Annotated in this window: 23 protein-coding genes; 11 read left to right on the forward strand and 12 right to left on the reverse strand. The window is 58.3% G+C overall.

All coding sequences use genetic code 11. From position 1 onward, the window contains the following. Positions 1–14 precede the first annotated feature (14 nt). From AC1DNI_RS19250 to AC1DNI_RS19260, 3 genes are all read left to right on the forward strand, one after another. A complete protein-coding gene (locus tag AC1DNI_RS19250) occupies positions 15–1,148 on the forward strand; it encodes a helix-turn-helix transcriptional regulator (protein ID WP_477693029.1) in 1,134 nt (377 codons plus the stop codon). A 116-nt stretch (positions 1,149–1,264) separates the two neighbouring features. Continuing rightward, entirely contained in the window at positions 1,265–1,855 is a 591-nt protein-coding gene (locus tag AC1DNI_RS19255) for a hypothetical protein (protein ID WP_477693030.1), read from the forward strand. Between the two features lie 212 nt (positions 1,856–2,067). Next, on the forward strand, positions 2,068–3,072 hold the full coding sequence (locus tag AC1DNI_RS19260; RefSeq protein WP_477693031.1) for an ABC transporter substrate-binding protein: 1,005 nt from the start codon (positions 2,068–2,070) through the stop codon (positions 3,070–3,072). 6 nt (positions 3,073–3,078) lie between these two features. Here AC1DNI_RS19260 and AC1DNI_RS19265 read toward each other — a convergent pair whose 3' ends face one another. Both AC1DNI_RS19265 and zwf read right to left on the reverse strand, forming a co-directional pair. Next, positions 3,079–4,845, reverse strand: a complete 1,767-nt coding sequence (locus tag AC1DNI_RS19265; RefSeq protein ID WP_477693032.1) for an adenylate/guanylate cyclase domain-containing protein — start codon at positions 4,843–4,845, stop codon at positions 3,079–3,081. Positions 4,846–5,218: 373 nt separating this feature from the next. Next, positions 5,219–6,676, reverse strand: a complete 1,458-nt coding sequence (gene zwf, locus AC1DNI_RS19270; protein WP_477693033.1) for a glucose-6-phosphate dehydrogenase — start codon at positions 6,674–6,676, stop codon at positions 5,219–5,221. Between the two features lie 311 nt (positions 6,677–6,987). Between zwf and AC1DNI_RS19275 the strand changes: the two genes are divergently transcribed. After that, complete coding sequence (locus AC1DNI_RS19275; RefSeq protein WP_477693034.1) at positions 6,988–7,458, forward strand: VOC family protein; 471 nt, start codon at positions 6,988–6,990, stop codon at positions 7,456–7,458. 95 nt (positions 7,459–7,553) lie between these two features. Here the strand turns inward: AC1DNI_RS19275 and AC1DNI_RS19280 are convergent, their stop codons facing one another. The 3 genes from AC1DNI_RS19280 to AC1DNI_RS19290 form a co-directional block, all read right to left on the reverse strand. Continuing rightward, positions 7,554–8,882: an epoxide hydrolase family protein gene (locus AC1DNI_RS19280; RefSeq protein WP_477693035.1), complete on the reverse strand. Its 1,329-nt coding sequence runs from the start codon at positions 8,880–8,882 to the stop codon at positions 7,554–7,556. Positions 8,883–9,148: 266 nt separating this feature from the next. Further along, a complete protein-coding gene (locus tag AC1DNI_RS19285; protein WP_477693036.1) occupies positions 9,149–10,195 on the reverse strand; it encodes a DUF3095 family protein in 1,047 nt (348 codons plus the stop codon). A gap of 78 nt (positions 10,196–10,273) precedes the next feature. Then, positions 10,274–10,669: an Ohr family peroxiredoxin gene (locus tag AC1DNI_RS19290; RefSeq protein ID WP_477693037.1), complete on the reverse strand. Its 396-nt coding sequence runs from the start codon at positions 10,667–10,669 to the stop codon at positions 10,274–10,276. Positions 10,670–10,814: 145 nt separating this feature from the next. On the opposite strand from AC1DNI_RS19290, the gene AC1DNI_RS19295 reads away from it, so the two are divergent. The 7 genes from AC1DNI_RS19295 to AC1DNI_RS19325 all read left to right on the forward strand — a co-directional run bounded on the left by AC1DNI_RS19295 (position 10,815) and on the right by AC1DNI_RS19325 (position 15,257). Then, positions 10,815–11,348, forward strand: a complete 534-nt coding sequence (locus tag AC1DNI_RS19295) for a MarR family winged helix-turn-helix transcriptional regulator (protein WP_477693038.1) — start codon at positions 10,815–10,817, stop codon at positions 11,346–11,348. A 115-nt stretch (positions 11,349–11,463) separates the two neighbouring features. Further along, complete coding sequence (locus tag AC1DNI_RS19300; protein WP_091924085.1) at positions 11,464–11,697, forward strand: AbrB/MazE/SpoVT family DNA-binding domain-containing protein; 234 nt, start codon at positions 11,464–11,466, stop codon at positions 11,695–11,697. After that, the gene (locus AC1DNI_RS19305; RefSeq protein WP_113281075.1) at positions 11,694–12,098 is read left to right on the forward strand and encodes a PIN domain-containing protein; all 405 of its coding nucleotides are present in this window, start codon (positions 11,694–11,696) and stop codon (positions 12,096–12,098) included. The genes AC1DNI_RS19300 and AC1DNI_RS19305 overlap by 4 nt, the downstream gene beginning before the upstream one ends. Positions 12,099–12,223: 125 nt before the next feature. Continuing rightward, positions 12,224–12,979, forward strand: a complete 756-nt coding sequence (locus AC1DNI_RS19310; protein WP_477693039.1) for an SDR family oxidoreductase — start codon at positions 12,224–12,226, stop codon at positions 12,977–12,979. A 43-nt stretch (positions 12,980–13,022) separates the two neighbouring features. Further along, positions 13,023–13,430, forward strand: a complete 408-nt coding sequence (locus tag AC1DNI_RS19315) for a cupin domain-containing protein (RefSeq protein WP_174208418.1) — start codon at positions 13,023–13,025, stop codon at positions 13,428–13,430. 47 nt (positions 13,431–13,477) lie between these two features. After that, positions 13,478–14,764, forward strand: a complete 1,287-nt coding sequence (locus AC1DNI_RS19320; protein WP_477693040.1) for a cytochrome b — start codon at positions 13,478–13,480, stop codon at positions 14,762–14,764. Positions 14,765–14,969: 205 nt separating this feature from the next. Then, entirely contained in the window at positions 14,970–15,257 is a 288-nt protein-coding gene (locus AC1DNI_RS19325; RefSeq protein WP_153670223.1) for a glycine zipper 2TM domain-containing protein, read from the forward strand. Between the two features lie 13 nt (positions 15,258–15,270). On the opposite strand, the gene AC1DNI_RS19330 is transcribed toward AC1DNI_RS19325, so the two are convergent. The 7 genes from AC1DNI_RS19330 to AC1DNI_RS19360 are packed head-to-tail and all read right to left on the reverse strand — an operon-like array spanning position 15,271 to position 20,801. Next, positions 15,271–18,357: a proton-conducting transporter transmembrane domain-containing protein gene (locus AC1DNI_RS19330; RefSeq protein WP_477693041.1), complete on the reverse strand. Its 3,087-nt coding sequence runs from the start codon at positions 18,355–18,357 to the stop codon at positions 15,271–15,273. Next, a complete protein-coding gene (locus AC1DNI_RS19335) occupies positions 18,351–18,719 on the reverse strand; it encodes a sodium:proton antiporter (protein ID WP_477693042.1) in 369 nt (122 codons plus the stop codon). Before AC1DNI_RS19335 ends, AC1DNI_RS19330 begins: the two co-directional genes overlap by 7 nt. 21 nt (positions 18,720–18,740) lie before the next feature. Continuing rightward, complete coding sequence (mbhE, locus tag AC1DNI_RS19340; RefSeq protein ID WP_477693043.1) at positions 18,741–19,427, reverse strand: hydrogen gas-evolving membrane-bound hydrogenase subunit E; 687 nt, start codon at positions 19,425–19,427, stop codon at positions 18,741–18,743. After that, positions 19,424–19,768 (reverse strand): monovalent cation/H(+) antiporter subunit G, encoded by a 345-nt coding sequence (mnhG, locus tag AC1DNI_RS19345; protein ID WP_477693044.1) that lies wholly within the window; start codon positions 19,766–19,768, stop codon positions 19,424–19,426. The genes mbhE and mnhG overlap by 4 nt, the downstream gene beginning before the upstream one ends. Continuing rightward, entirely contained in the window at positions 19,765–20,010 is a 246-nt protein-coding gene (locus AC1DNI_RS19350) for a Na(+)/H(+) antiporter subunit B (RefSeq protein ID WP_477693045.1), read from the reverse strand. Before AC1DNI_RS19350 ends, mnhG begins: the two co-directional genes overlap by 4 nt. 4 nt (positions 20,011–20,014) lie before the next feature. Further along, the gene (locus AC1DNI_RS19355; RefSeq protein WP_477693046.1) at positions 20,015–20,275 is read right to left on the reverse strand and encodes an MrpF/PhaF family protein; all 261 of its coding nucleotides are present in this window, start codon (positions 20,273–20,275) and stop codon (positions 20,015–20,017) included. After that, positions 20,268–20,801: a Na+/H+ antiporter subunit E gene (locus tag AC1DNI_RS19360; RefSeq protein WP_477693047.1), complete on the reverse strand. Its 534-nt coding sequence runs from the start codon at positions 20,799–20,801 to the stop codon at positions 20,268–20,270. Before AC1DNI_RS19360 ends, AC1DNI_RS19355 begins: the two co-directional genes overlap by 8 nt. Positions 20,802–21,029 lie beyond the last annotated feature (228 nt).

Genomic DNA, 21,029 nt, shown 5'->3' on the forward strand with positions numbered 1-21,029 from the left:
CACGGATTGTTCACATGTCCGAGATTGAGGGGTTCTCGACGCTGGTCGGCGAAATTTATGATGCCGCGCTAAACCCTGACCTGTGGCCAAGAGTGTTTGATCTCGCCTGCGGGTTCATCGGCGGGAGCTCGGCCAATCTTATTTCGCACAGTGCGGTTGGAAAAAACCCTGATTTTTACTTCGCTGCCAATCAAGATCCTCAGTATATTCAACTCTATTCTGAAAAATACTTTAAGATTAACCCGATCTTTCCAACCGTGATATTTTTCGATGTCGAAGAGACACACTGGGTTCCTGATGTCCTCCCGCGCCAAGAGTTCTGCCGCACACGGTTTTTTCAGGAATTCCTGCTGCCCCAGGGCTACATGGATGGTCTGTTCACGAACCTCGAAAAAACGCCGACGGGTTGCGCACTTTTCACCGTATTCCGCCGCATGAGCGACGGTATGGTCGACGACCGGATGCGCCAACGGTTCGATCTCGTCGTCCCGCATGTGCGGCGGGCGCTTCTGATCGGAAGAGTGATCGATCTCAAGAAGGTCGAGGCCGCGGCTCTTGCTGACAGCCTCGATACGCTTGCGTCCGCGATGTTCATGGTCGATGGCACCGGCCGCGTCGTCCACGCCAATGTCAGCGGCCACATCATGGTGGCCGAAGCGAGTGTCGTGCGAGCGCGCAACGGCCGACTTGGGGCGATCGACCAGGCGGCTGACCGAGCGTTGCTGGATAGCTTCAACGCTTCGGGCGGCGGCGATGCGACGTTGGGCCGGAGGGGTATCGCAGTGCCGCTGCGGGCGCACAATGGTGAGCGGTTTGTCGCCAACGTGCTAACCCTGACCTCCGGTGCGCGGCGTCGGGCGGGTATCTCCTACGAGGCCGTGGCAACTGTCTTCATTCACAAAGCTGCACTGGATTTGCCATCGCCGCCAGAGGCGGTCGCGCAGGAGTTTCACCTGACGCCGGCGGAATTACGGGTTCTCTTTGCGATCATCGAGGTCGGCGGCGTTGCGGACGTGGCAGCGGTGCTTGGACTTTCCGAGGCGACGGTGAAGACGCACCTCCAACGCCTATTCCACAAGACTGGCAGCGCCCGGCAGTCCGATCTGGTGAAACTGGTTGCCGGGTATTCAAACGCCCTCGTCGGCTAATCCCCTCGGATCATACGGATCTGGCCCGCATCAACCGAACGGTTGACGCGAACAAGATGTGTCGCTGCTAGAACAAGACCATAGCGAACAGTCCGAGACATAAAGGAGGTTCCCCCATGAGCGCTTTGGCTCGCAGCGTCGGCTTAATTTTCTTCGCCCTGACAACGGTTGCCCATGGCGCAAGCCAGACAACGCAAGTCGGCGGCTCCGGGGGTAGCCCCTTCAAGATCTTGTGTCCCCCAAATCATGTCCTGATCGGATTCAACATGAGAACGGGTAGTGCACTCGACGCAATTGCACCGGCCTGCAAAAGACTTAAGGCAGACGGTACGACACTGATGCCGATCAGCAATCCAGGCGCAACCGGCGGCAATGGTGGTCACTCGAACCGCGTGAACTGTATGGGCGCCAACACCTTCGTTGCGCGTTTGAATGTCTTCGTCGACCGTTTCGAGATCGTCAATCACATTGAAATTCAATGCCGCACATTGGCGAACAGTGCACCATCCGGCATATTCCGCCCGCAAGAAGGCATCGGCGGGCAAGCCGTGCGCAGTTTCACTGTCGAATGCCAGACAGGCCATATACCGAACGGAATCATTGGCCGGAGTGGCGCCCTTATCGATAGGCTCGGCCTGCGCTGCGACGCCTCAAGTGTGATCGCCCCGCGACAACTCCAGGCTGTCCGCCGGTATTGGCCCTATTGACCTCGCCATTTGGAGACCGCCGCGACACCGATACGCGGGCGCAAAGCGAAAATCATTCCCGCAGTGGGTACCGTTGCGCGCCGTTGCCGTTCGGCTGGTTGCTGATAGGATGTGAGGAGGCTCGGAGTGATGTTTAAATTCACGAACGTGCGCGTAGCGGCGCCGAGATGCCCCGCCACGAGGCAGCACCATTCAGGTCTGGAGGCAAATCCATGAAACAGGGTGCTGGGATCGGGCGTCGGGCGCTGGTCGGCGTGATGGCCGGAGCACTTCTTGTGCTCCCATTCAACGGTGCGCCGCCGGCCCGCGCCGCCAATCTGCCGGTGATTGCGTTCTTCAGGAGTTCGCCTGCCGGACCCTTCGCTTCCCTTGTAGAGGCCTTCCGCAAGGGGGTGGCCGAAGAAGGGCTGGTTGAGGGCGAGACCGTCGTGATCGAATATCGCTGGGCCGACAACAAGCCGGAACTGCTGCCGCAGATCGCAGCGGAACTGGTGTCTGCCAAAGTCTCAGTGATCGTGGGCAACAGCGTCGCTGTGGAAGCGGCACGAGCCGCTACATCCGACATTCCCATCGTTTTCGTGTCGGCCGACGATCCGGTCAAGGCGGGCCTCGTCGATAATCTGGCCCGGCCGAACGCCAATTTGACAGGTGTCACGTTCTTCGGCGGCGGCGAGCTTGCGGGTAAGCGAACCGAAATCCTGATGGAACTGGCGCCCGCCGCAGTCGATGTCGCCTTGCTGATCGACACGAAATATCCCGGGTTCGAAGCAAATCGCGCCAAGGCCGAGTCCGCAATCACCTCGATTGGACGGCGGCTGATTGTTGCAGAAGTCAGTGGAGTCGAGGAACTTGAAGCTGCCTTCGACCGGATATCCGCAGCGGGAGCCGATGCCGTCGTTATCGGCGGCAGTCCCTTCCTGACGAGCCAGCGCGCTACGATCGTCAAACTAGCGGCCAAGCATAAGCTCCCCGCCATCTATGACCAGAAGGACTATGTGATCGATGGCGGTCTAATCAGTTACGCCTCGAGCTTCTCGGAGGCTTATCGCCAGGCGGGCGTCTATGCCGCGCGAATGGTCAAGGGCGCGGCTGCTTCTGAATTGCCGGTCATCCAGCCGACCGTCTTTGAACTTGCGATCAACCTTTCCACAGCAAAAGCCCTCGGAATAGAAGTGCCGCGCTCCATTTTACTGATGGCGGACGAGGTGATTGAGTAAGCTCATCTATTCGCACACCCGTCGCTCTTTCATCTTGATGGCGAATACGCGGGTGTCTGCCTCGAACCCTTTCAACAAGCGCTCTCCAAGGTCATCCAGTGGAAAAGCAGGTCCGATCTGCCGTGCGGTGGCAGCGTCGATGAGGATCTGCCCATCTTTCGCCGCGGAGCAAAGGCGCGACGCCAGATTGACCACGGGTCCGATAGCCGTGTATTCGAGCCGCCCCTCATAGCCGATACGCCCTACCGTCGCGGCACCCGCTGCCATCCCCATCCCGAACCCAATCCTGTAGCCGACGGAAGTCCAGTGGAAGACGAGTTCCTGAACCGCCTCCTGTATATCCACCGCCATCCGCGCTGCACGCCCTACTGGATCGTCACAGGGCACGGGGGCGTTCAATAGCAGCATAAAACCATCACCAGAAAAGCCGGTTTGCGTCGCTTCGTGCCTCTGCACCAGCTGACCGAGCACGGTGAAGAACTCTTCCAGTACCGCCATGATTTCGCCCGGCTCCGCTTTCGCCGAGAAGGCTGTAAAATTGCGCAGGTCCCCGAACACCACTACGACATCGGCCTGCTTGCTCTCCAGCAGTTTCTCGGAGCCCTCGATCTCAATCAACTCCGCCACTTGCGGCGCAAGAAACTGCCTCAGTCGGGCGATGCGCTCTGAACGCTCTTTCGAAAGCGCGATTTCATCCGCCATTATGTTAAATCGTTCCGCCAGTTCCTGGAGTTCATCGCCGCTGTCGATGCGAACGCGATGATCGAACTGTCCCGCACCAATTTTGGTGGCGCCCTGTTCCAGCAAGCGGATGGGACCGGTGATTCTGCCTGCGAGCACGTAAGCGAGTGCAGCCGACACCCCGATGCCTGCGATGAGGAGGAGGCCGGTCCGCCACAACGCGGCATAGATCGGAGCGAACGCCTCCGATAGGGGTTGCTCGACATACACGGTCCAGTTCGGTCCGGGAACGATGGCGCTGCCGGCGATCACCCACGCCCCGCTATCCCCGCGCCGGACAATCACCGGGTCCGATCGGACCGGCACCTGCGTTATATCATCGGCCACAGCCTGCCGTTCGGGAACTGCCATAAGGTCTCCCGGGTCCTCGCCACGAAGCACCCGGACAATTTCGGGGTGCGCGATCAGCCGCCCTATGCGGTCGCGGACATGGGCGTGGCCCTTCTGGCCGACCCTGATGTTGGCGATCACGCTCCAGATCAGCTTCAGGTTGACTTCCGCGATCGCCACCCCGGTGCTGCTCTTCTCGCCGGCAATCGCGATAGCCATATAGGGCTCCGATCCTCGCGAGAAATGGACCGACCCAAACCGGCTCCCGTTTTCCATCAATTCCTGAAAGCTGGCTTCGTTCGACAGATCACGCCCGCTGTCCATGATGTCCGGCACGACGCGGGAGACGCGCAGGAGTTCCTTGCCCTGGCGGTCGGCCTGCGCGAACTCGGTGATGGCGGGCGCTTGGCGCAGCAGGCGAAGGGCGTCGAACCGCCGTTCTTCAGGGCTCACAGAGGCGACGGGCAACTGGACGGTCCATCCCATCTGGTCAATGATTGAGTTCAGGAAACTGCTGATGCGTTCCGACGATGCGCGCGCCTCAGACAAGAGCCTGGAATCAATGGAGGCGCGCTGGTCGCGATACCCAAGCCATGCCTCGATCGTTCCGCTAACAATGATGGGCAGCAGAACTGCAGCAAAAATCGTCGTGAAGTATTTCCTGAATAAGCTACGCCTCAATGGTCCGGCAGCTGTTGTCACTGCTGATCGCCTATGCCTGTTGGCTGTCTGAAACGCGGTTTTCCAATGCGGATTGAATATGTGAGGCTTTCAGCCGTTGCAGGGCGAGAGCAATTGTGGCCCTGTCCGTTCGACGGAGAGCATCACAGCCGCCTCCGCCCACGGCCGCTGCGTATCTCTGCACTTTTAAGTTGATCCAGAATTGCGCGACGGTCAATGCGCACGATTCCCCAGGCAGACGGGTTGGAGCCTCACCTCGCTACGCGATGGCTGCGGCAGGTTCGGCTAGGCGCTATATTTGTTGCCGGGTCCCAACATCACGCGCTTAAGGTCGGCCGAGGGCGCAAAGCCGTCGTGGAATGCATTCGCCTGGAAAGGCTGACAAGTCCGCCGACTACTCCTTCGCCGGATCTCGCCAGGCACGCTCGAACGGCAGGCGCCAAGCATGAGGCGCGATGAGCTGGTGGATCGATTTCGGGCCCCAGCCGCCCTGATCATAGAGGCGCACCGGTGGCGGGTTTTCCAAGAGCGGTTGCGAGATTTCCCAGAGCCGCTCGATACCCTCGGCGGTGGTAAACAGCGTGTGATCGCCACGCATGGCGTCGAGGATCAGGCGCTCGTAGGCCTCGAGCACTTCGCCGATCAGACCGGTTTCGCTCATTGCGAACTGCAACGACAGTTTGTCGAGCCTGAACCCTGGGCCGGGTCGCTTGCCATAGAAGGACAACGAGACCTTTGAGGCATCCGCAAGGTCGAACGTGAGGTGGTCCGGTCCTTGCGCCCCAACACCCGAGCCGGCCGGAAACATCGACTTGGGAGGCTCTCGGAAGGCGATCGAGATGATGCGCTGGCCCTCCGCAAGACGCTTTCCCGTGCGCAGGAAGAAGGGCACGCCCGCCCAGCGCCAATTGTCGATGGCACATTTGAGGGCGATGAAGGTATCGGTGTCACTCTCCGGATCAACTCCCGGCTCCTTGCGGTAGCCGATATATTGGCCGCGCACGACATCGCGTGGCTCAATCGGCAGCATGGAGCGGAACACTTTGTTCTTTTCCTCCGAGATTGGCGCCGGCTCCAAGGCCGTGGGCGGTTCCATCGCCATAAAGGCCAGGATTTGAAAGAGGTGGGTCACCACCATGTCGCGATAGGCGCCCGTCGTCTCGTAGAAAGCCGCGCGGGTGGAAAGCCCCAGCGTCTCCGGAACGTCGATCTGCACATGGTTTATGAAGTTGCGGTTCCAGATTGGCTCGAAAAGTCCGTTGGCGAAGCGGAAAGCGAGGATATTCTGCGCGGGTTCCTTGCCGAGGAAGTGGTCGATACGGAAAATCTGCTTTTCGTCGAAAACCTCGTGCAGTCTCTTGTTCAGTTCCATCGCACTGACAAGGTCCGTGCCGAACGGCTTTTCCATTATGATGCGGCAACCCTCAACGAGTTTCGCCTCAGCAAGGAGTTGCACGGCCGAAAGCGCCGCCCTTGGCGGCACTGAGAGATAATGCACGCGCCGCGTTTCCGGCCCAAGCGCCTCCTCGGCCCTGTTCACCGCTTCCTTTAATAAGCCCGCGCCGGCAGAAAGCGGGACATAGTCAAGCGATGAAGAGAAATCTTCCCATTCGGTCTCGGTGAATTTGCGGGTCAGGAAAGTGCTGAGCGACTCGCGTGCGATGGCGCGGAAACCGTCTGCATCGATCTCATCAAGCGAGACACCGACGATGCGGCACCCGGGTATAAAGCCAGCCCTAACGAGATGGAACAGGCCCGGCAGAAGCTTGCGCCGGGAGAGATCGCCCGTTGCCCCGAAGAGGACGACGACCTGCGGATAGCCGGGTCCGACCCGAGTCAAATTCTTTTGCACAGTGCCCGCTCCACTTTCTTCTGTTGCCCAGTCCTGCACCTATTTGGCTGGCTGCCCTGATGCTTGCCGCCCGCAGCATGCCTCGCCCGATCGAAGGCTGAATAGAGACATGAATAACCCTGTCGATCAAGGATTTACGGGTTTCTGCATCCCTCAGGCGTTCGCATCAACCGGACAGTTGAAGCGGACAAGATATCCTGCCCACGTCGGGGCATACCAAACTTTCGTTCGTTTTTTTGAGTGGGCCCTGTCGGTATGGTAGCTCCAGCTTCGTCCTGCGGACAGAGTTCCATTCAACAGGAGGATGCACGATGAAGGTTACGCAACATCTTTGGTTCGAGAAAGACATGGAGGCGGCAATCCGCTTCTACACCTCGCTGATTGGCGGCTCTTCCGTCGAATGGGTCTCGACCATTCCGGCAGATACGCCAAGCGGACCGGCGGGGAGCGTTAAACTCGCAGGCTTTACCCTCGGCGATCAGCGTTACATGGCTATCGAAGCCGGACCGCTCGATCCATTCAATCACAGTTTTTCGATCATCGTCGAGTGCGAGACCCAAGGCGAGATAGACCGCCTGTGGGAAGCGTTGCAAGATGGAGGCTCGACCGAGCAATGCGGATGGTTGCGCGATCGCTGGGGGTTGTCCTGGCAAATCACCCCCAAGCTTCTCGGTGAATTGATGAGCGACCCTGACCCGGCGAAGGCCAAGCGTGTCACCGAGGCCATGCTCAAGATGAAGAAATTCGACATTGCCGGACTGGAAGCTGCAGCAAAGGGCTGACCCTTAAGGAAAAGCCGAGGCATCGACGGAACTCTTCCAAGACTTCGCGGCACAATGGGGCGGCCGCACATTGCCGCCGCCCCGTTGATTGCTGGTTAGCGCAGCGACTGGAGCCCCGTTCTAAGTTCCGTAGTGAACAGCGCCGGCTGTTCCCAGGCGGCGAAGTGGCCTCCCTTGTCGAGCTTGTTGTAGTGGATCAGCTTGGGATAGGCCTTCTCCACCCAACTCCGCGGCGCCGTATAGATCTCGTCGGGGAAAGCGCTTACGGCTACCGGGATGGTGACGTTCTTCGGCGCGAAGAATGGAAGCTTGTTTTCCCAATAGAGGCGAGCCGAAGACACACCCGTATTCGTCAGCCAGTAGAGCGTAATGTTGTCGAGAATGTCGTCGCGCGTAAGGCCCTCGGTTTTACCGTCGAAGACACGCGTTATGAGTTCATAACTGCGGATGTCGTGATCGAGTATCCAGGCGGCGAGGCCGACCGGCGAATCCTCGATCGCATAGAGGGTCTGGGGTCGGTTCCCCATCTCCTGCGCGTAAGCCAGCCCGTGCTTGTAGAAAAAGGCAAGCTGGTCATAGGCGTTCTTCTCCTCAGGCGAGAGTCCTTCGGGAGGCGGCGCTCCCGCGAAAGCCGCCTTGTCAATTTCAGGCGGAACCGCGCCGGCCATATTGGTATGAAGGCCGATCAGTTCCGGCGGCGCCTGAACGCCCATCTGATCGACAATAAGCGCGCCCCAATCACCGCCCTGCGCGACAAATTTCGTGTAGCCGAGGCGCTTCATCAACGCGGTCCAGGCGGCTGCGATGCGGACTGCGTCCCAGCCCGTGGTGGTCGGCTTACCGGAAAAGCCGTAGCCGGGCATCGACGGTATGACGACATGAAAGGCGTCCTTTTCGGTGCCGCCGTATGCTGTCGGATTTGTGAGCGGGTCAATGATCTTCAATTGCTCGATGATCGAGCCGGGCCACCCATGTGTGACGATGAGCGGCAATGCGTTCTCATGTTTCGAACGGGCGTGGATAAAGTGAATCTCCAGCCCGTCAATCTCGGTCGTAAATTGCGGCAAGGCGTTGAGCCGGGCCTCGACTTTGCGCCAGTCGTAATCCGTTCCCCAATAGCCGGCGAGTGCCTTGATCGTCGCGAGTTGCACACCTTGTGTTGCATCCGTCACCACTTCTTGCGGCGGCAGTTTGGTAGCGGCGATGCGCCGACGCAGATCTTCGAGTTGGGCGTCCGGAATGTTCACCGTGAACGGGCGGATTTCTTCCGTCGCGGCCATAGCGTCCGGTCCGGCAAAAAGGCTCGCCGTGGTTGCCGCCGCAATCCCCAGGGCGGCAGTGCTCAAGAACTCGCGCCGGCTTTGTCGGATAGGTCTGACCGCCGGCACAGATGAATGCTCGTTGGGATATTCTGTGTCTGCCATTGTAGTGCTCCCGTTGGTCGGGCCCAAACAGAGAGACATGTCCTGCAGGTGATACGCTTAAGGTTACGCCGGTAGCATCTCATGCACTCTGTAGATGTGGCCCGTGCGAAAAACACCACGCCGCGATGCCAACAACAGGAGTGAACGGCGTGCGTGCGGGACCGATGATCCTTTGCAAACATATCCACCGACAAGTACGTTACGGTAACATCGCTTGCCTTGGCGCTTTTATCGACGCGCGGCTGGCGGTCGTCCCAACCCGGTGACTAACCCCTGCCCGATGTTGACGTTTCACGGCGCTCAGCTGCTTCAAGCATCTGCGCCGCCTTGGTATAGCCCCCGCCCAATCCGTCGAGGAAATGCAAATGCGAATTGGGCTGTCCCGATGGTACCAGACAGGTCATCAGGGCATGCGACTGTCGATGCAGTCCGAAGTTGATTTCGCCGTGCGCCCTTGCCTCGATGAGCAGGGCTTCCACTGTCTCGATTTGTTCGGTCGTGCAATCCAGCGTCAGGCGCAACCCATCGTCAAACTTGCGGAAATCGGAATTGGAAGCGATCTCCGTCCACATTTTCGCATCGATGTATTTCTTGCTGTCCCTTGGGATGCCGATCTCCTCGGGAAGCGGATGAGAGCGGCGCGAACCGGTATCGAAGACTGCAAGGACCGCTCGCGCGACCTTGGCGAAGGCTTCGGGGTGCGTATTTTCCGACGGCTCTACCAGAAGTGACAGGATCTCCCCTCGCCGGCTGGGAAAGGGTGTCCAGTCGCAGGTAAGTCCAGACAGGTCAGGCTTGGTCTTGTCTGTACCCTGCTCGACGAGAAAACGCCCGCCCTTGATCTGCTGCTCGGCCCATTTCACCCCGCCTCCGGTAAACATAGCATAGGTGGCCTGTTCCGACGCCGCGTAGCGGGCGATTCTGACATCGCGTCCAGCGGCGCGAATGTCTCCAATGGGCACCAGGCCAGTTCGCAACTTGAGATTGAGATCGCTTTGCGCAAATCTTGAGACCTGCCGCATCACCGATGTTGCGATCCTATGGCCGTGTGGCGGCAACGCGAACGCGGCGCCGTCGCCGCGAAACACAAACGGAAAATCGAACGACCCCCAAGCATTGCCGAGCGCGGCTATGATCGTCGCCCCGGCGTAGTTTACGTCTTCATATCGCCCTGCCTCGATAGCAGAGGTTGAATCGATGACGTCCGTTATTCCGATGATCCAATCGTCCGGTAAAGCCTCATAAATGGCGGGGTCGAGCACGCGCGAAAACTCGCTGTAGGCCGGGCTTGACCTTCCATTGTCATCGATCATCGAACGCGCTCCTGTTGGGATGTCACTTTTACCAAAGTGGTCGGCCTGCCATGTTTGAACAGACCGACCGATCTGGCCTCATATGAGTTTGGTCGCGACTTCAATATTGCCGTGCACCGCCTTGGAATACGGGCAAATCGCATGAGCCGCTTCGAGCAACTCTTCGGCCAGAGCGCGGTCGATTCCCGGCACGCTTACACTGAGTCGCGCCCGGAGAAAATAGGAGCCCTCGTCGACATTCAGGTCGATTTCGGCGTCGACTTCGGTTGCTGCTGGAAGCTTGATATTCCTCTGGGCCGCAGCGACCTCAATCGCTCCCATGTAGCAAGCGGACCAAGCGGCGCCGAACAGATTTTCGGCGGCAGGATGCGGCTGCGGAACCTTGAGGTCCAGCTTGCCGTCGCTGCTGCGCGTCCTGCCGTCGCGCCCGCTCGTGTTATGCGTCTTTCCAGTAAAAAGGAGCTTCTCGGTCATCGTCAAATCCTCGCGCTATTATCTCGTATCCGATCCTTTCGGATGCGACGTAAATAGTCAGATGCAACCCTAATGTCAATACCATTGCGATTTAATCGTATGCGATCTATATAGGAGCAATCTAAATTATGTCCCAGGAGGCGTCATGTCTGTTTCGAAAGCCAAAGGCACGGACTTAGCCGCGCCTTCTTCTACGGTGCCCGCCAACGAGCGCCGACAGCTGTCGAATTTTCTGTGTTTCGCGGTTTACTCGGCGAATTTGGCGTTTGGTCGAGCGTACAAACCCATACTCGATAAGCTTGGCCTGACCTATACCCAATATATCACTCTGGTCGCGCTTTCCGAAGGGGACGATCTGACCGTTGGCGCGCTTGGTGAAAAACTATTCCTCGAATCCAATACGCTGACGCCTATTCTCAAGAAACTCGAGACAACAGGCTATCTGCAGCGTCGCCGCGATCCAGCGGACGAACGGCAGGTGCGCGTGAGCCTACTGCCTGCCGGACGGAAACTTCTCGATAAAATCCCTGCCGCGTCGGTTGTTGACGCCACCGGTCTTGGTGAGGATTTTCCGGAAGTGCAGAAATCGGTGACGAAACTGCGCGACAACCTTTTGCGGGCGACGCAAGGCCGCAGCGGCGCGGCTTCAACGGACGATGACCGTAAATCCGGCACATAGAGCGTTATGTCGATGATTCGTACGTGGCGCGTGGTGCCATAGGCTCCACTGACCGCTTGAATCCCCTGCCCAAAAGTAATACCTTCTGCGACATGAGCATTACCAGAGGCATAAAATGACCACCACCGTGACGACGAAAGGGCAAGTGACGATCCCCAAGCCCGTGCGCGACTTTCTGGGAATCGGGCCCGGCAGCAAGGTCGATTTCCACCGGGCGGTCGATGGCAGCGTCGTCATTACCCGCGCCGACAACAAGCAGCCAAAGAGCCGTTTTGGGAGCCTGCGCGGCCACGCTGGTGCCGGTCTCGATACGGATGCGATCCTTGCCCTCACCCGCGGTGAGAAGTGATCCTCGTTGATACCAATGTGTTGCTCGATCTTGTCACCAACGACCCGAAATGGGCCGACTGGTCGATCGCGCAGTTGGAGGCCGCGTCGTTGCGGGGCCCCCTGCTGATCAACGACGTTGTCTACGCCGAACTTGCGGTTCGCTACAATCGCATCGAACACCTCGACGCGTTCATTGATGAGGCCGGACTGGAAATAATACCGATCCCGAGAGAAGCACTCTTCCTTGCCGGTAAAGTCTTTATGCAATATCGCAAGGCAGGTGGGGCCCGCACAGGCGTGCTGCCTGACTTTTTCATAGGAGCCCAGGCGGCCGTGGCCCGGTTGACTTTGCTTACGCGTGACGTCGGACGATACCGTACCTACTTTCCAACACTGACGCTGGTGACACCCGGCAGCTAGATCACTCCTATAATTAGGCATGATGCTGCTAACCAATGCGGTTAGGTCGCTACGCCCCGCGTATTATAGAATGATTTTGTCTCTCCATTCATTGTCGAAAACGCCGACAACGAAGGAGATAAGTCATGAAAATTGTCATTATTGGTGGGACCGGGCTCATAGGGTCGAAGACCGCGCTACGCCTGCGCAACAAGGGACACGAGGTGCTCGCTGTGTCGCCAAACACCGGTGTAAACACCATCACAGGTGAAGGCCTGGCGGAGGCGCTCGTCGGCGCCGAGGTCGTCGTCGATCTGGCAAACGCGCCTTCATGGGAAGACAAGGCTGTGCTTGAATTCTTCGAAACGTCGGGCCGCAACCTTCTCGCCGCCGCAGCCAAGGCCGGCGTAAAACACCACGTCGCCCTGTCGATCGTCGGAACGGAACGGCTGCCCGAAAATGGCTATTTCAGGGCCAAACTTGCCCAGGAAAAACTCATCAAGGAATCGCCAATTCCATACACGATCGTCCATTCCACCCAGTTTTTTGAATTCCTGAAGGGAATCGCCGATGAGGCGACAGTCGGCACCGTCGCTCGTCTTTCTCCTGCTGCCTTCCAGCCAATCGCCTCGGACGACGTTGCCGATGTGATGGCCGATGTAGCCACAGGCAAGCCGCTCAACGGAACGATGGAAATTGCCGGCCCCGAGCGCGCCCCCATGAACGCGATCATTGCCCGGTATCTGCAAGCCGCCGACGATCCTCGAACGGTCGAGGCAGATCAGCATGCGCGCTATTTTGGGTCTGAGCTCAACGACCAGTCGATCGTGCCTGGCGAGGGTGCACGGATCGGCAAGATCACCTTCCAGGACTGGTTCCGCCAGGCCCAACAGCCGAAGTAAGCCATCCATCTATTTGCGTTCAACAACCTAAGGGATCACGACAATGAAATCAGCTTTGTTGAGGCTTTTTGTATCCGCCGCCATTTGTCTCGTTGGCACCTTGCCGTCGGTCGCCGCTGGCGACACTGCAAAAGTCACGCCGCTCATGAAAAAGGACCTCCCGAACTATCCCGGCAAGGAGGGCTTGATGATCTCGGTCGAATATGGCCCGGGTGGCTCGTCACCTATTCACAAACACGAAGCTAACGCGTTCGTCTATGTGCTCGAGGGTTCCATCGTGATGCAGGTCAAGGGAGAAAAGGAAGTCACCGTGTCACCGGGCGAGACCTTCTACGAGAGTCCTGACGACATTCACCTGATCAGCCGCAATGCCAGCAAGACCAAACCGGCGAAATTCATCGTCGTGCTGCTGAAGAAAAAGGATGCCCCGGTTGTCATGCCGGTGAAATAAACTGCGCGAGACACAACGCTGAAGGTCAAGGTAACGGGAGAAATGCGATGCGGGGTGTGGGTTCGCCGTATACGCCAAAGACAGGCATTGAGCGCTGGCTGGATGCCCGCATGCCGCTGCCCCGACTGGTGTATGATTCGTTCATCGTCTACCCGGTCCCGCGCAATCTGAACTACGCCTATTCCTTCGGCGGCATTCTCACCGTCATGCTGGTTTCGCAGATCCTGACCGGCGTCGTCCTGGCGATGCATTATGCTCCCAATACTGTACTGGCCTTCGATTCAGTCGAAAAGATCATGCGTGACGTGAATTCCGGCTGGCTGTTGCGCTATCTGCATTCGAACGGTGCGTCGTTCTTCTTCATCGCAGTCTATATCCACATCGGCAGGGGTCTTTACTATGGCTCCTTCAAGTCGCCCCGCGAGCTTCTGTGGGTCCTCGGCTGCACCAACTTCCTGTTGATGATGGCGACGGCCTTCATGGGCTACGTGCTGCCCTGGGGACAGATGTCGTTCTGGGGCGCCACCGTCATCACCAACTTCTTCACCGCCATACCGGTGGCAGGCCAGTGGATACAGCAACTGTTGTTGGGAGGTTTCGCCGTCGACAATCCCACCCTCAACCGGTTCTTTGCGCTGCACTACTTGCTGCCATTCATGCTTGTCGGCGTGGTGACCTTGCATATCTGGGCATTGCATGTGGTCGGCCAAAACAATCCGATCGGCATTGACGTAAAGTCGAGCGCCGACGTCGTTGATTTTACGCCCCACGCAACGGTTAAGGACGCGCTTGGAATTGTCGTTTTCTCGCTCGTATTGGCCTATTTCGTCTTCTATATGCCGAACTTTCTCGGCCATCCTGACAATTACACGGTTGCCGAACCACTGAAGACGCCGGCACATATCGTACCTGAATGGTACTTCCTCCCGTTCTACGCCATCTTGCGTGCCATCACCTTCAGCATTGGACCGATCGATTCCAAGCTGGGCGGCGTACTGGCCATGTTTGCCGCGATCGCCGTGTTGTTTTTCGTACCGTGGCTCGACACGTCAAAGGTGCGCTCGGCGGTGTACCGTCCTTGGTACAGGCTGTTCTTTGCGCTCTTCGTCGCCAACGGCCTCTTCCTCGGCTGGCTGGGCTCACGGCCGCCGGAAGGCGTTTACGTCATCCTGTCCCAGTTCGCGACGCTCTACTATTTCGCATTCTTCATCGTCATCATGCCGCTGCTGGGGCTCATCGAGACACCGCGTCGACTGCCGAATTCGATAACCGAAGCTGTCCTTGAGCAAACCAAGACAGCTGCAGATCCGGGCGGAAGACACAAATCGCAATAGACCTTGGCGACATGCGCCAACCGGGCGCATGTCGCGGGCGGCAGGCCTGTCAAGTTTACGGTGACTTTGCCGAGAATCCGTAGACTAGGCCTGGCGTCCATTTCTTCGGTATGCGTGGCTCGGGGAAAGCGATCCTTGTTGACGTTGGCGCTTCCTGAACATTGAACTCACTGGCGAGCGAAACGAATTTGTCGAGGAGGTCGTCATGAAATCGTTGAATGTGGCCATTCTTGTTGTAAGCGCAACTGCATTGCTTTCGGCCTGTGCCACGAACGAACAGGATCGGCGTGCAGGAACTGGCGCGGTGGTCGGTGCGGGCGTCGGCGCCGTTGCCGGTCAAGCGATCGGCAACAATACGCGCAGCACCGTGGGTGGCGCTGCTGGTGGTGCCCTCCTTGGCGCTGTCGTCGGTACAGCATCGACGCCGAGCCAGGACCGGAGCAAGTGCCGTTATCGGCGCAGCGACGGCACGATCTTCATCGCGCCCTGCTGAGCGCAGATCGGCGCTAGTGGCCGATCGTCCCGACCGCAATAATAACGATGACATACCAAAGGACGCATAGGCAGTAGGTCTGGCCGTTTCCGGTATAGACCTTTCTGACCCGGTCCGCGGCGCCTAGCGTTAACGCCGACACACCGCGCCAGAATGCGATCGCGACCGGCTTCAGCAAGTGCGCAAGCGTCGGCTGATAGAATGCGTAAAAGACCGCGACGCCCGTCGTCGGGGTCCTGCGGTAGCCGTATACGTAGCGCAGCCAGACCACGAAGAAGAGGACCGCGGCAAGCGCGACCGTTATCGCCATGACAGGTAGCGGATTCCAGTAACCGTAAATCGTTTCGAGCGACATGCCTTCCCACACCAGCGTCGATGCAAATGTCGGGTCGATCGCCGCGGATACTGGCTCCATGAAGATCTTCGGGAAAAAGGTCAAAGCCAGTATGGCTGCGACCAGCACATACTGCGGCATCAGCAACGCCAGGGGCGCTTCCTGAACAGCGTCAAGTCCGGCCCTTCGCTCCCCGAGAAAAACCGAATAGGCCAGGCGGAACATGTAGAGGAAGCCGACGAACGTCGCGACGACAGCCATCGCTGCCAGTCCGTACCAGCCCTTCTCCACCAGGGCGCTGAGCAGCAGCCATTTTCCCCCGAAACCGGCAAGCGGCGGCAGGCCTGACATTGAGATGAGCGCCGTGGCGACGGCCGCAAAAGTGAAAGGCATGTTGCGCACCAATCCGCCGCTTCCATCGATCAGACGCGTTCCGGTTCGCAGGATGATGCCGGCTGCAGCGAGGAACAAGATGCCTTTCACCATCAGGTGGTTGGCGACGAGATAAAGCGCTGTGACCCAGCCGAGATGGCTCATCAGTGCGATGGCAGTGACAATATAGCCGAGCTGACTCATGCTCGAATAGGCCAGCATGCGTTTCACGTCATTCTGCTGCAACGCCATTAGAGCGCCGAATACGGTTGTCAGCAGGCCGACCCAACCCACGACATGCGCCATGTCGAGCCCGATCTGCGAGCGAATGGCGAGATAGGTGACTGAAAACAGTCCAAAGATGGCGACCTTGCTGACGACAGCAGACAACATAGCCGAAAGGTCGTCGTCGGCTTCCGCATAGGCGCCCGGTAACCAGACATGGACACCAGCAGCACCCGCCTTGATGAGAAAGCCGATTGCCAGCAGGACGAATGCCCGCCAGGCATCGTTTCCGGCTGCGCCAAACGCAGCAAGATCCATCGTACCATTGGCGGCAGCGGCAATGGCGAAGCCAGTGAGCAGGCAGAAGGCCGAGGCAATGGAGAACAACAGGAATGGCAGCGCGTAAGCATGTGCGCCGCGCGCCTGGGCGATCAGGAAATAGGACGCGAGCGTGATCATCTCCCAGCTGAAGAAGAATTCGAGGCTGGTCTTCGTCCGCAGAAGCGCTGCAATGGAAAGTAGCAGGAGCGCCATGAGTGGGTAATAACCCGGGCGAGGATCGGTGCGATAAAGACTTGCCGCAGCGACGACCAGACCGCCTGCAAGAAGCAGCACCGCAAACAGCCGGCTTATGCCCTCTGCGGGAGAAATGATCCAGGCGCCAACGACAAGAACGAGGACGAGCATCAACACGGATTTCAATCGGCCCGGAAGCCGGTCGAGCAGACAAAGAAAGCCCGCCCCGCCAAGCGGCGCAAACAGCCAGAGAGAGGCGGCACCCGAAAGGCTCGCCGCGATATAGCCGGAAACGCAGAGAAGCAGGGCGCACATTCCCGCCGGTACGAGATGACCGGGAGAGACCTCCACGATCTGCACTTCAGGCGCGGCGCGGGTCGCCTCCTTGAACCAGCGGAACATATACGCGATCTCGAAAAGCGACCCGACCAGAATGACGGCGATCCATCCATACTGTCCGGCATCGGCCACTCTCATGACCAGTTCCCATTTGGACCAGAACCCTGGAAAAGGCGGAAGGCCGCCAATGGCAAGAAGCAGCATGGCGAAGACCAGCAGGAGTAGCGGACGTCCGGCGATGGTAGCCCAGCCATCGACCTTATGCCGGTCGACAGCGCCTGCCAGAAAGAAGAGACCGGCCTTTGCCAAGAGGTGATTGACGAAGAGACCGCCAACCACAAGCGGCATCGACGCGTCAGAGCCAAGCTGCCGCATCAGCGCAAGCGCGAGCGTCAGTAATCCCATTTGTGCCATCGACGAATAGCCGAGGATGCGCTGAACATTCGTCTGGCGCAGCCCTGCAAGGTTGGAGAACAGAAACGTGGCGCCGCCCGAAACCGCAATGATTGTGAGAAAATCGTCAAAAAGCGGGAGCAATTTGAACAGGGCAAAGAACACGCCTGCCGAGACCACACCGGAAACGAGCGCTGCAATGCCGCTCGACGCTGACTCGTACACATCGAGGCCCCAGCCATTGGCTGGAAACGGCTTCAATTCGATAAGAAGGCAGGCGAGCACGAACAGGAGTGCCGTCGTTCCGATCGGGCCCGCTATCTGGTCACGGTGAACGATCAGATCATCGATGTTGAGTGTGCCGGTCACATGATAAAGCAGCACGGTGCCAAGCAGGAAAAAGGTCGATGCAAGCACAGTCGCCAGAATGTATTTGAAGCCGGCGGCGAGCGCGGCGGGGGTCCCGTCGAAGCCCAAGAGGCCGTAGGTCGCAATCGATACAATTTCGAGGAACACGAATAAGTTGAACAGATCACGCGTCATCACCATGCCGTTCACGCCCATGATCAGCAGCAGAAAGAGCAACAGGGCTGCGTAACTTTGACGGAGCTGGCCCCACAGGTGCCAGGCAGCCAGAAGCCCGACAATGTTGATGCTGAAGGCACAGATGGCTTCCCAAGGGCCAATGCGTAGATTGATCGAATAGGGTGGTACGCTGCCGGCCGTAAAACTCTCCAGCGCAGGCTGCCCATGATAAACCGCCCACAGGCAGGCAGCGCTGATGGCTGTCATCCCAACAAGTGCAAGGCCGAACGCGACCGCGGGCAAAGGCTTGGCGATCCGGTAAAGCAGCGGGATAAGAAAGCTGCCGCCAAGGCCGAACAGGAAAATGTTCAGCGGTTGCAACAACGCCTCTACCATTTCGACTCCGTGAAGGCGTCGATATCAAGCGTCTTCTTTGCGTCGTACAGGCGTATTGCGAAGGACAGCATGATCGCAGTGACGGAAAAGCCGATGACAATGGCGGTGACAACCAGCGCCGACGGAACAGGATCCACAGCTTTCGCCGCAGCGTGCGCCTTTTCCAATGCGGCATCAATGATTGGCGCAGTACCACCGGTCACATAGCCGGTTGCCACCATGACGATGTGAATGCCGGTGTCGATCAGCGAAAACCCGATGATGATGCGCAGGATATTGCGGTGGGCAAAGATTCCCCAAAATCCGATCAGGATCAAAAGAAACCCCGTAACGAGCAAGATTTGCGAAACCGGCAGTCCCATCAACGTACCTCGCCTGCCATGTCAGCTTCGGAACCGATCGATGACGACACTCAGTTCCGCGCCGACCTTGATGCCAAGCAGTGCCGATATGACCGGGATCGCCCCAGCGCTGGGGAACGTGCCGAATTTGCCGAGCGGGAGAATGTGGCTGTCGAGAAATCCTCCAGCAAAAACAATTCCGAGGACGCCGATCGAGACATAGATAACCCCTGCCAGCGACTCCGTCACGCTGAGGAAGCCGTGATGGAGTTGGCTGGCCGGGCTCGCCAGCATCAGCAACATGACGCCGGATGCCACCACAGCGCCGCCTTGAAAACCACCGCCCGCTGAAAGATGGCCGTTCATGATCACATAGGCGCCGAAAAGGAAAATGAGCGGCAGGATGACCTCAGCTCCGGTGCGAACGAGCTCGCTCGGTTCGCGCCTTCCGGCACCACTTGGCGCATCTTGCCCAGTGTTGCTTTTGAGGAGCACGCCAACACTCGCAGCCACCATGAAAAGTACGGCCACTTCCCCGAGCGTGTCGAAGCCACGATAGGTGATCAGGATCCCGGTCACCACATTCGGCGCGCCAAGTTCGCGCGGGACCTGCGTGAGATAATATTCAGCAAGCGGCGATATCGTCTGGCGTTCGGTATACCCTGTAATCAGGCCGAAAAAGATCACCCCGAACATGATGACAGCGAGAATGGCGAAGCTTCGCTTCATTGGGCGCCCCTCCCTTTCTGTTCGTTTTCCGCGTCACGCAATGCGTCGGTGAAGGTCGACGCTGCCATTGGAATGCCGATCCTGTGCGCGGCACGCGAAAGTGCGTGGGATGACAGGGGATTCGTCATCAGCACGAAATAGGCAACGATCAGCAGCTTCAGGCTCCAATCGGGGTGGTAAAAGCCCAGCCCGACAAGAACGAGAATGTTGCCGAGTGTCGACGCCTTGGTGCCGGCCTGTATACGGGTGAAAGCATCGGGCATGCGCAAAAGACCGAGCCCGGCGGAAAAGAGAAAGAATGCACCGGCAAGGATTATGATACTGCCGGTCAGTTCCGTCATGGCTCTCTCCCGCCATCGGTCTTGCGCATCGTATAGAGGAAGATCAGGGTCGCCAGGCCAGAACCGATCGCCGCCTCTGCCATCGCCACATCGGGAGCCGCAAGCAAAACATAGGAGACGGCTGCAAAAAGGCTGGCAAGACTCGCGCTGATCATCGCGGCGAGCAGGTTGCTGAGCCAAACGGCAAGGACGCCGCTCACAAGGATGCCGGCACAAACGAGGATGACCAGCAGTTCCAGCATGGCGCTACGACCTCCGCTCGAGGTAACGCGCGATCGCAAGCACTGCAAGAAAGCTGAGAAGGCCATAGACGAGCGACACGTCGATATAGACGAAACGGCCCGACAAGTGGGCGTAAAGGGCGATAAGCGAGATTGAGACAACCGTCAGCATGTCGATGGCAACGACCCTGTCGACGATCGTGCGCCCGATGACGAGCCGGATGATACCGCATGTGATGCTCAGGAAGATCAGGGCACCGGCAATCTTCAGGATGATATCAGCCAAAGACCGCTCCCAGATGTTTCTCGAAGGGCGCTGCGATCATTTCAGTCGCAAGCCCTGGCTCGACGGTCTTGACGTCCAGCCAGTGAATGAAAATCACATCGCCTTGGATATCCATGACCAGGGATCCGGGAGTGAGCGCAATTGAGTTGGCAAGAGCCAGACGTCCTATCGGCGATTTGAGCCCCGTATTGATCTTGACGATGCCGGGGTGAATGTCGATGCGCGGCGAATAAACATAGCGCAGCATATTCAAATTGGCCTTCACCAACTCTACAAAGAAAACACCGGTATAGGCAATGAAATGGACCACGCTTTTCGGGGTCAGTATCACCTGCCACCAGGTGCCGCTGCGACGCATGAAGATCCAGTCGATGACGAGTGCGATCACGGCGCCAGTGAGGACGACCGGAAGCTCGATACTGGCATTCATGATCAGCCAAAGCGCAAACAGCAGCAGCCAGAGGCTGATCGAGCCCAAGGGCGAAGGTGCGACGCCATTGTGAGCTGTCCCACGGTCTGAAGCCATCGAAGCGACCCTCGTAGAAAATCGGGATGATGCAACCGGCTGGCAGTAGTTATGCCACGCAATAACCGGTTCTATTATAAGCGAATTTCTAGGAAGAATGCTTTCGAATTGTTGCTGGCTTTTTGGTTTTTATTTGCCGGAGGGACTGCTTTTGTTCTGGCGAATAGTATCCGGTGCAAAGGTTTGGGACTGGATGCCAATCACACCGTCGCGGCCGAAAGTTAAAGT

It is taken from the genome of Phyllobacterium sp. 01N428 (genome assembly GCF_056399405.1).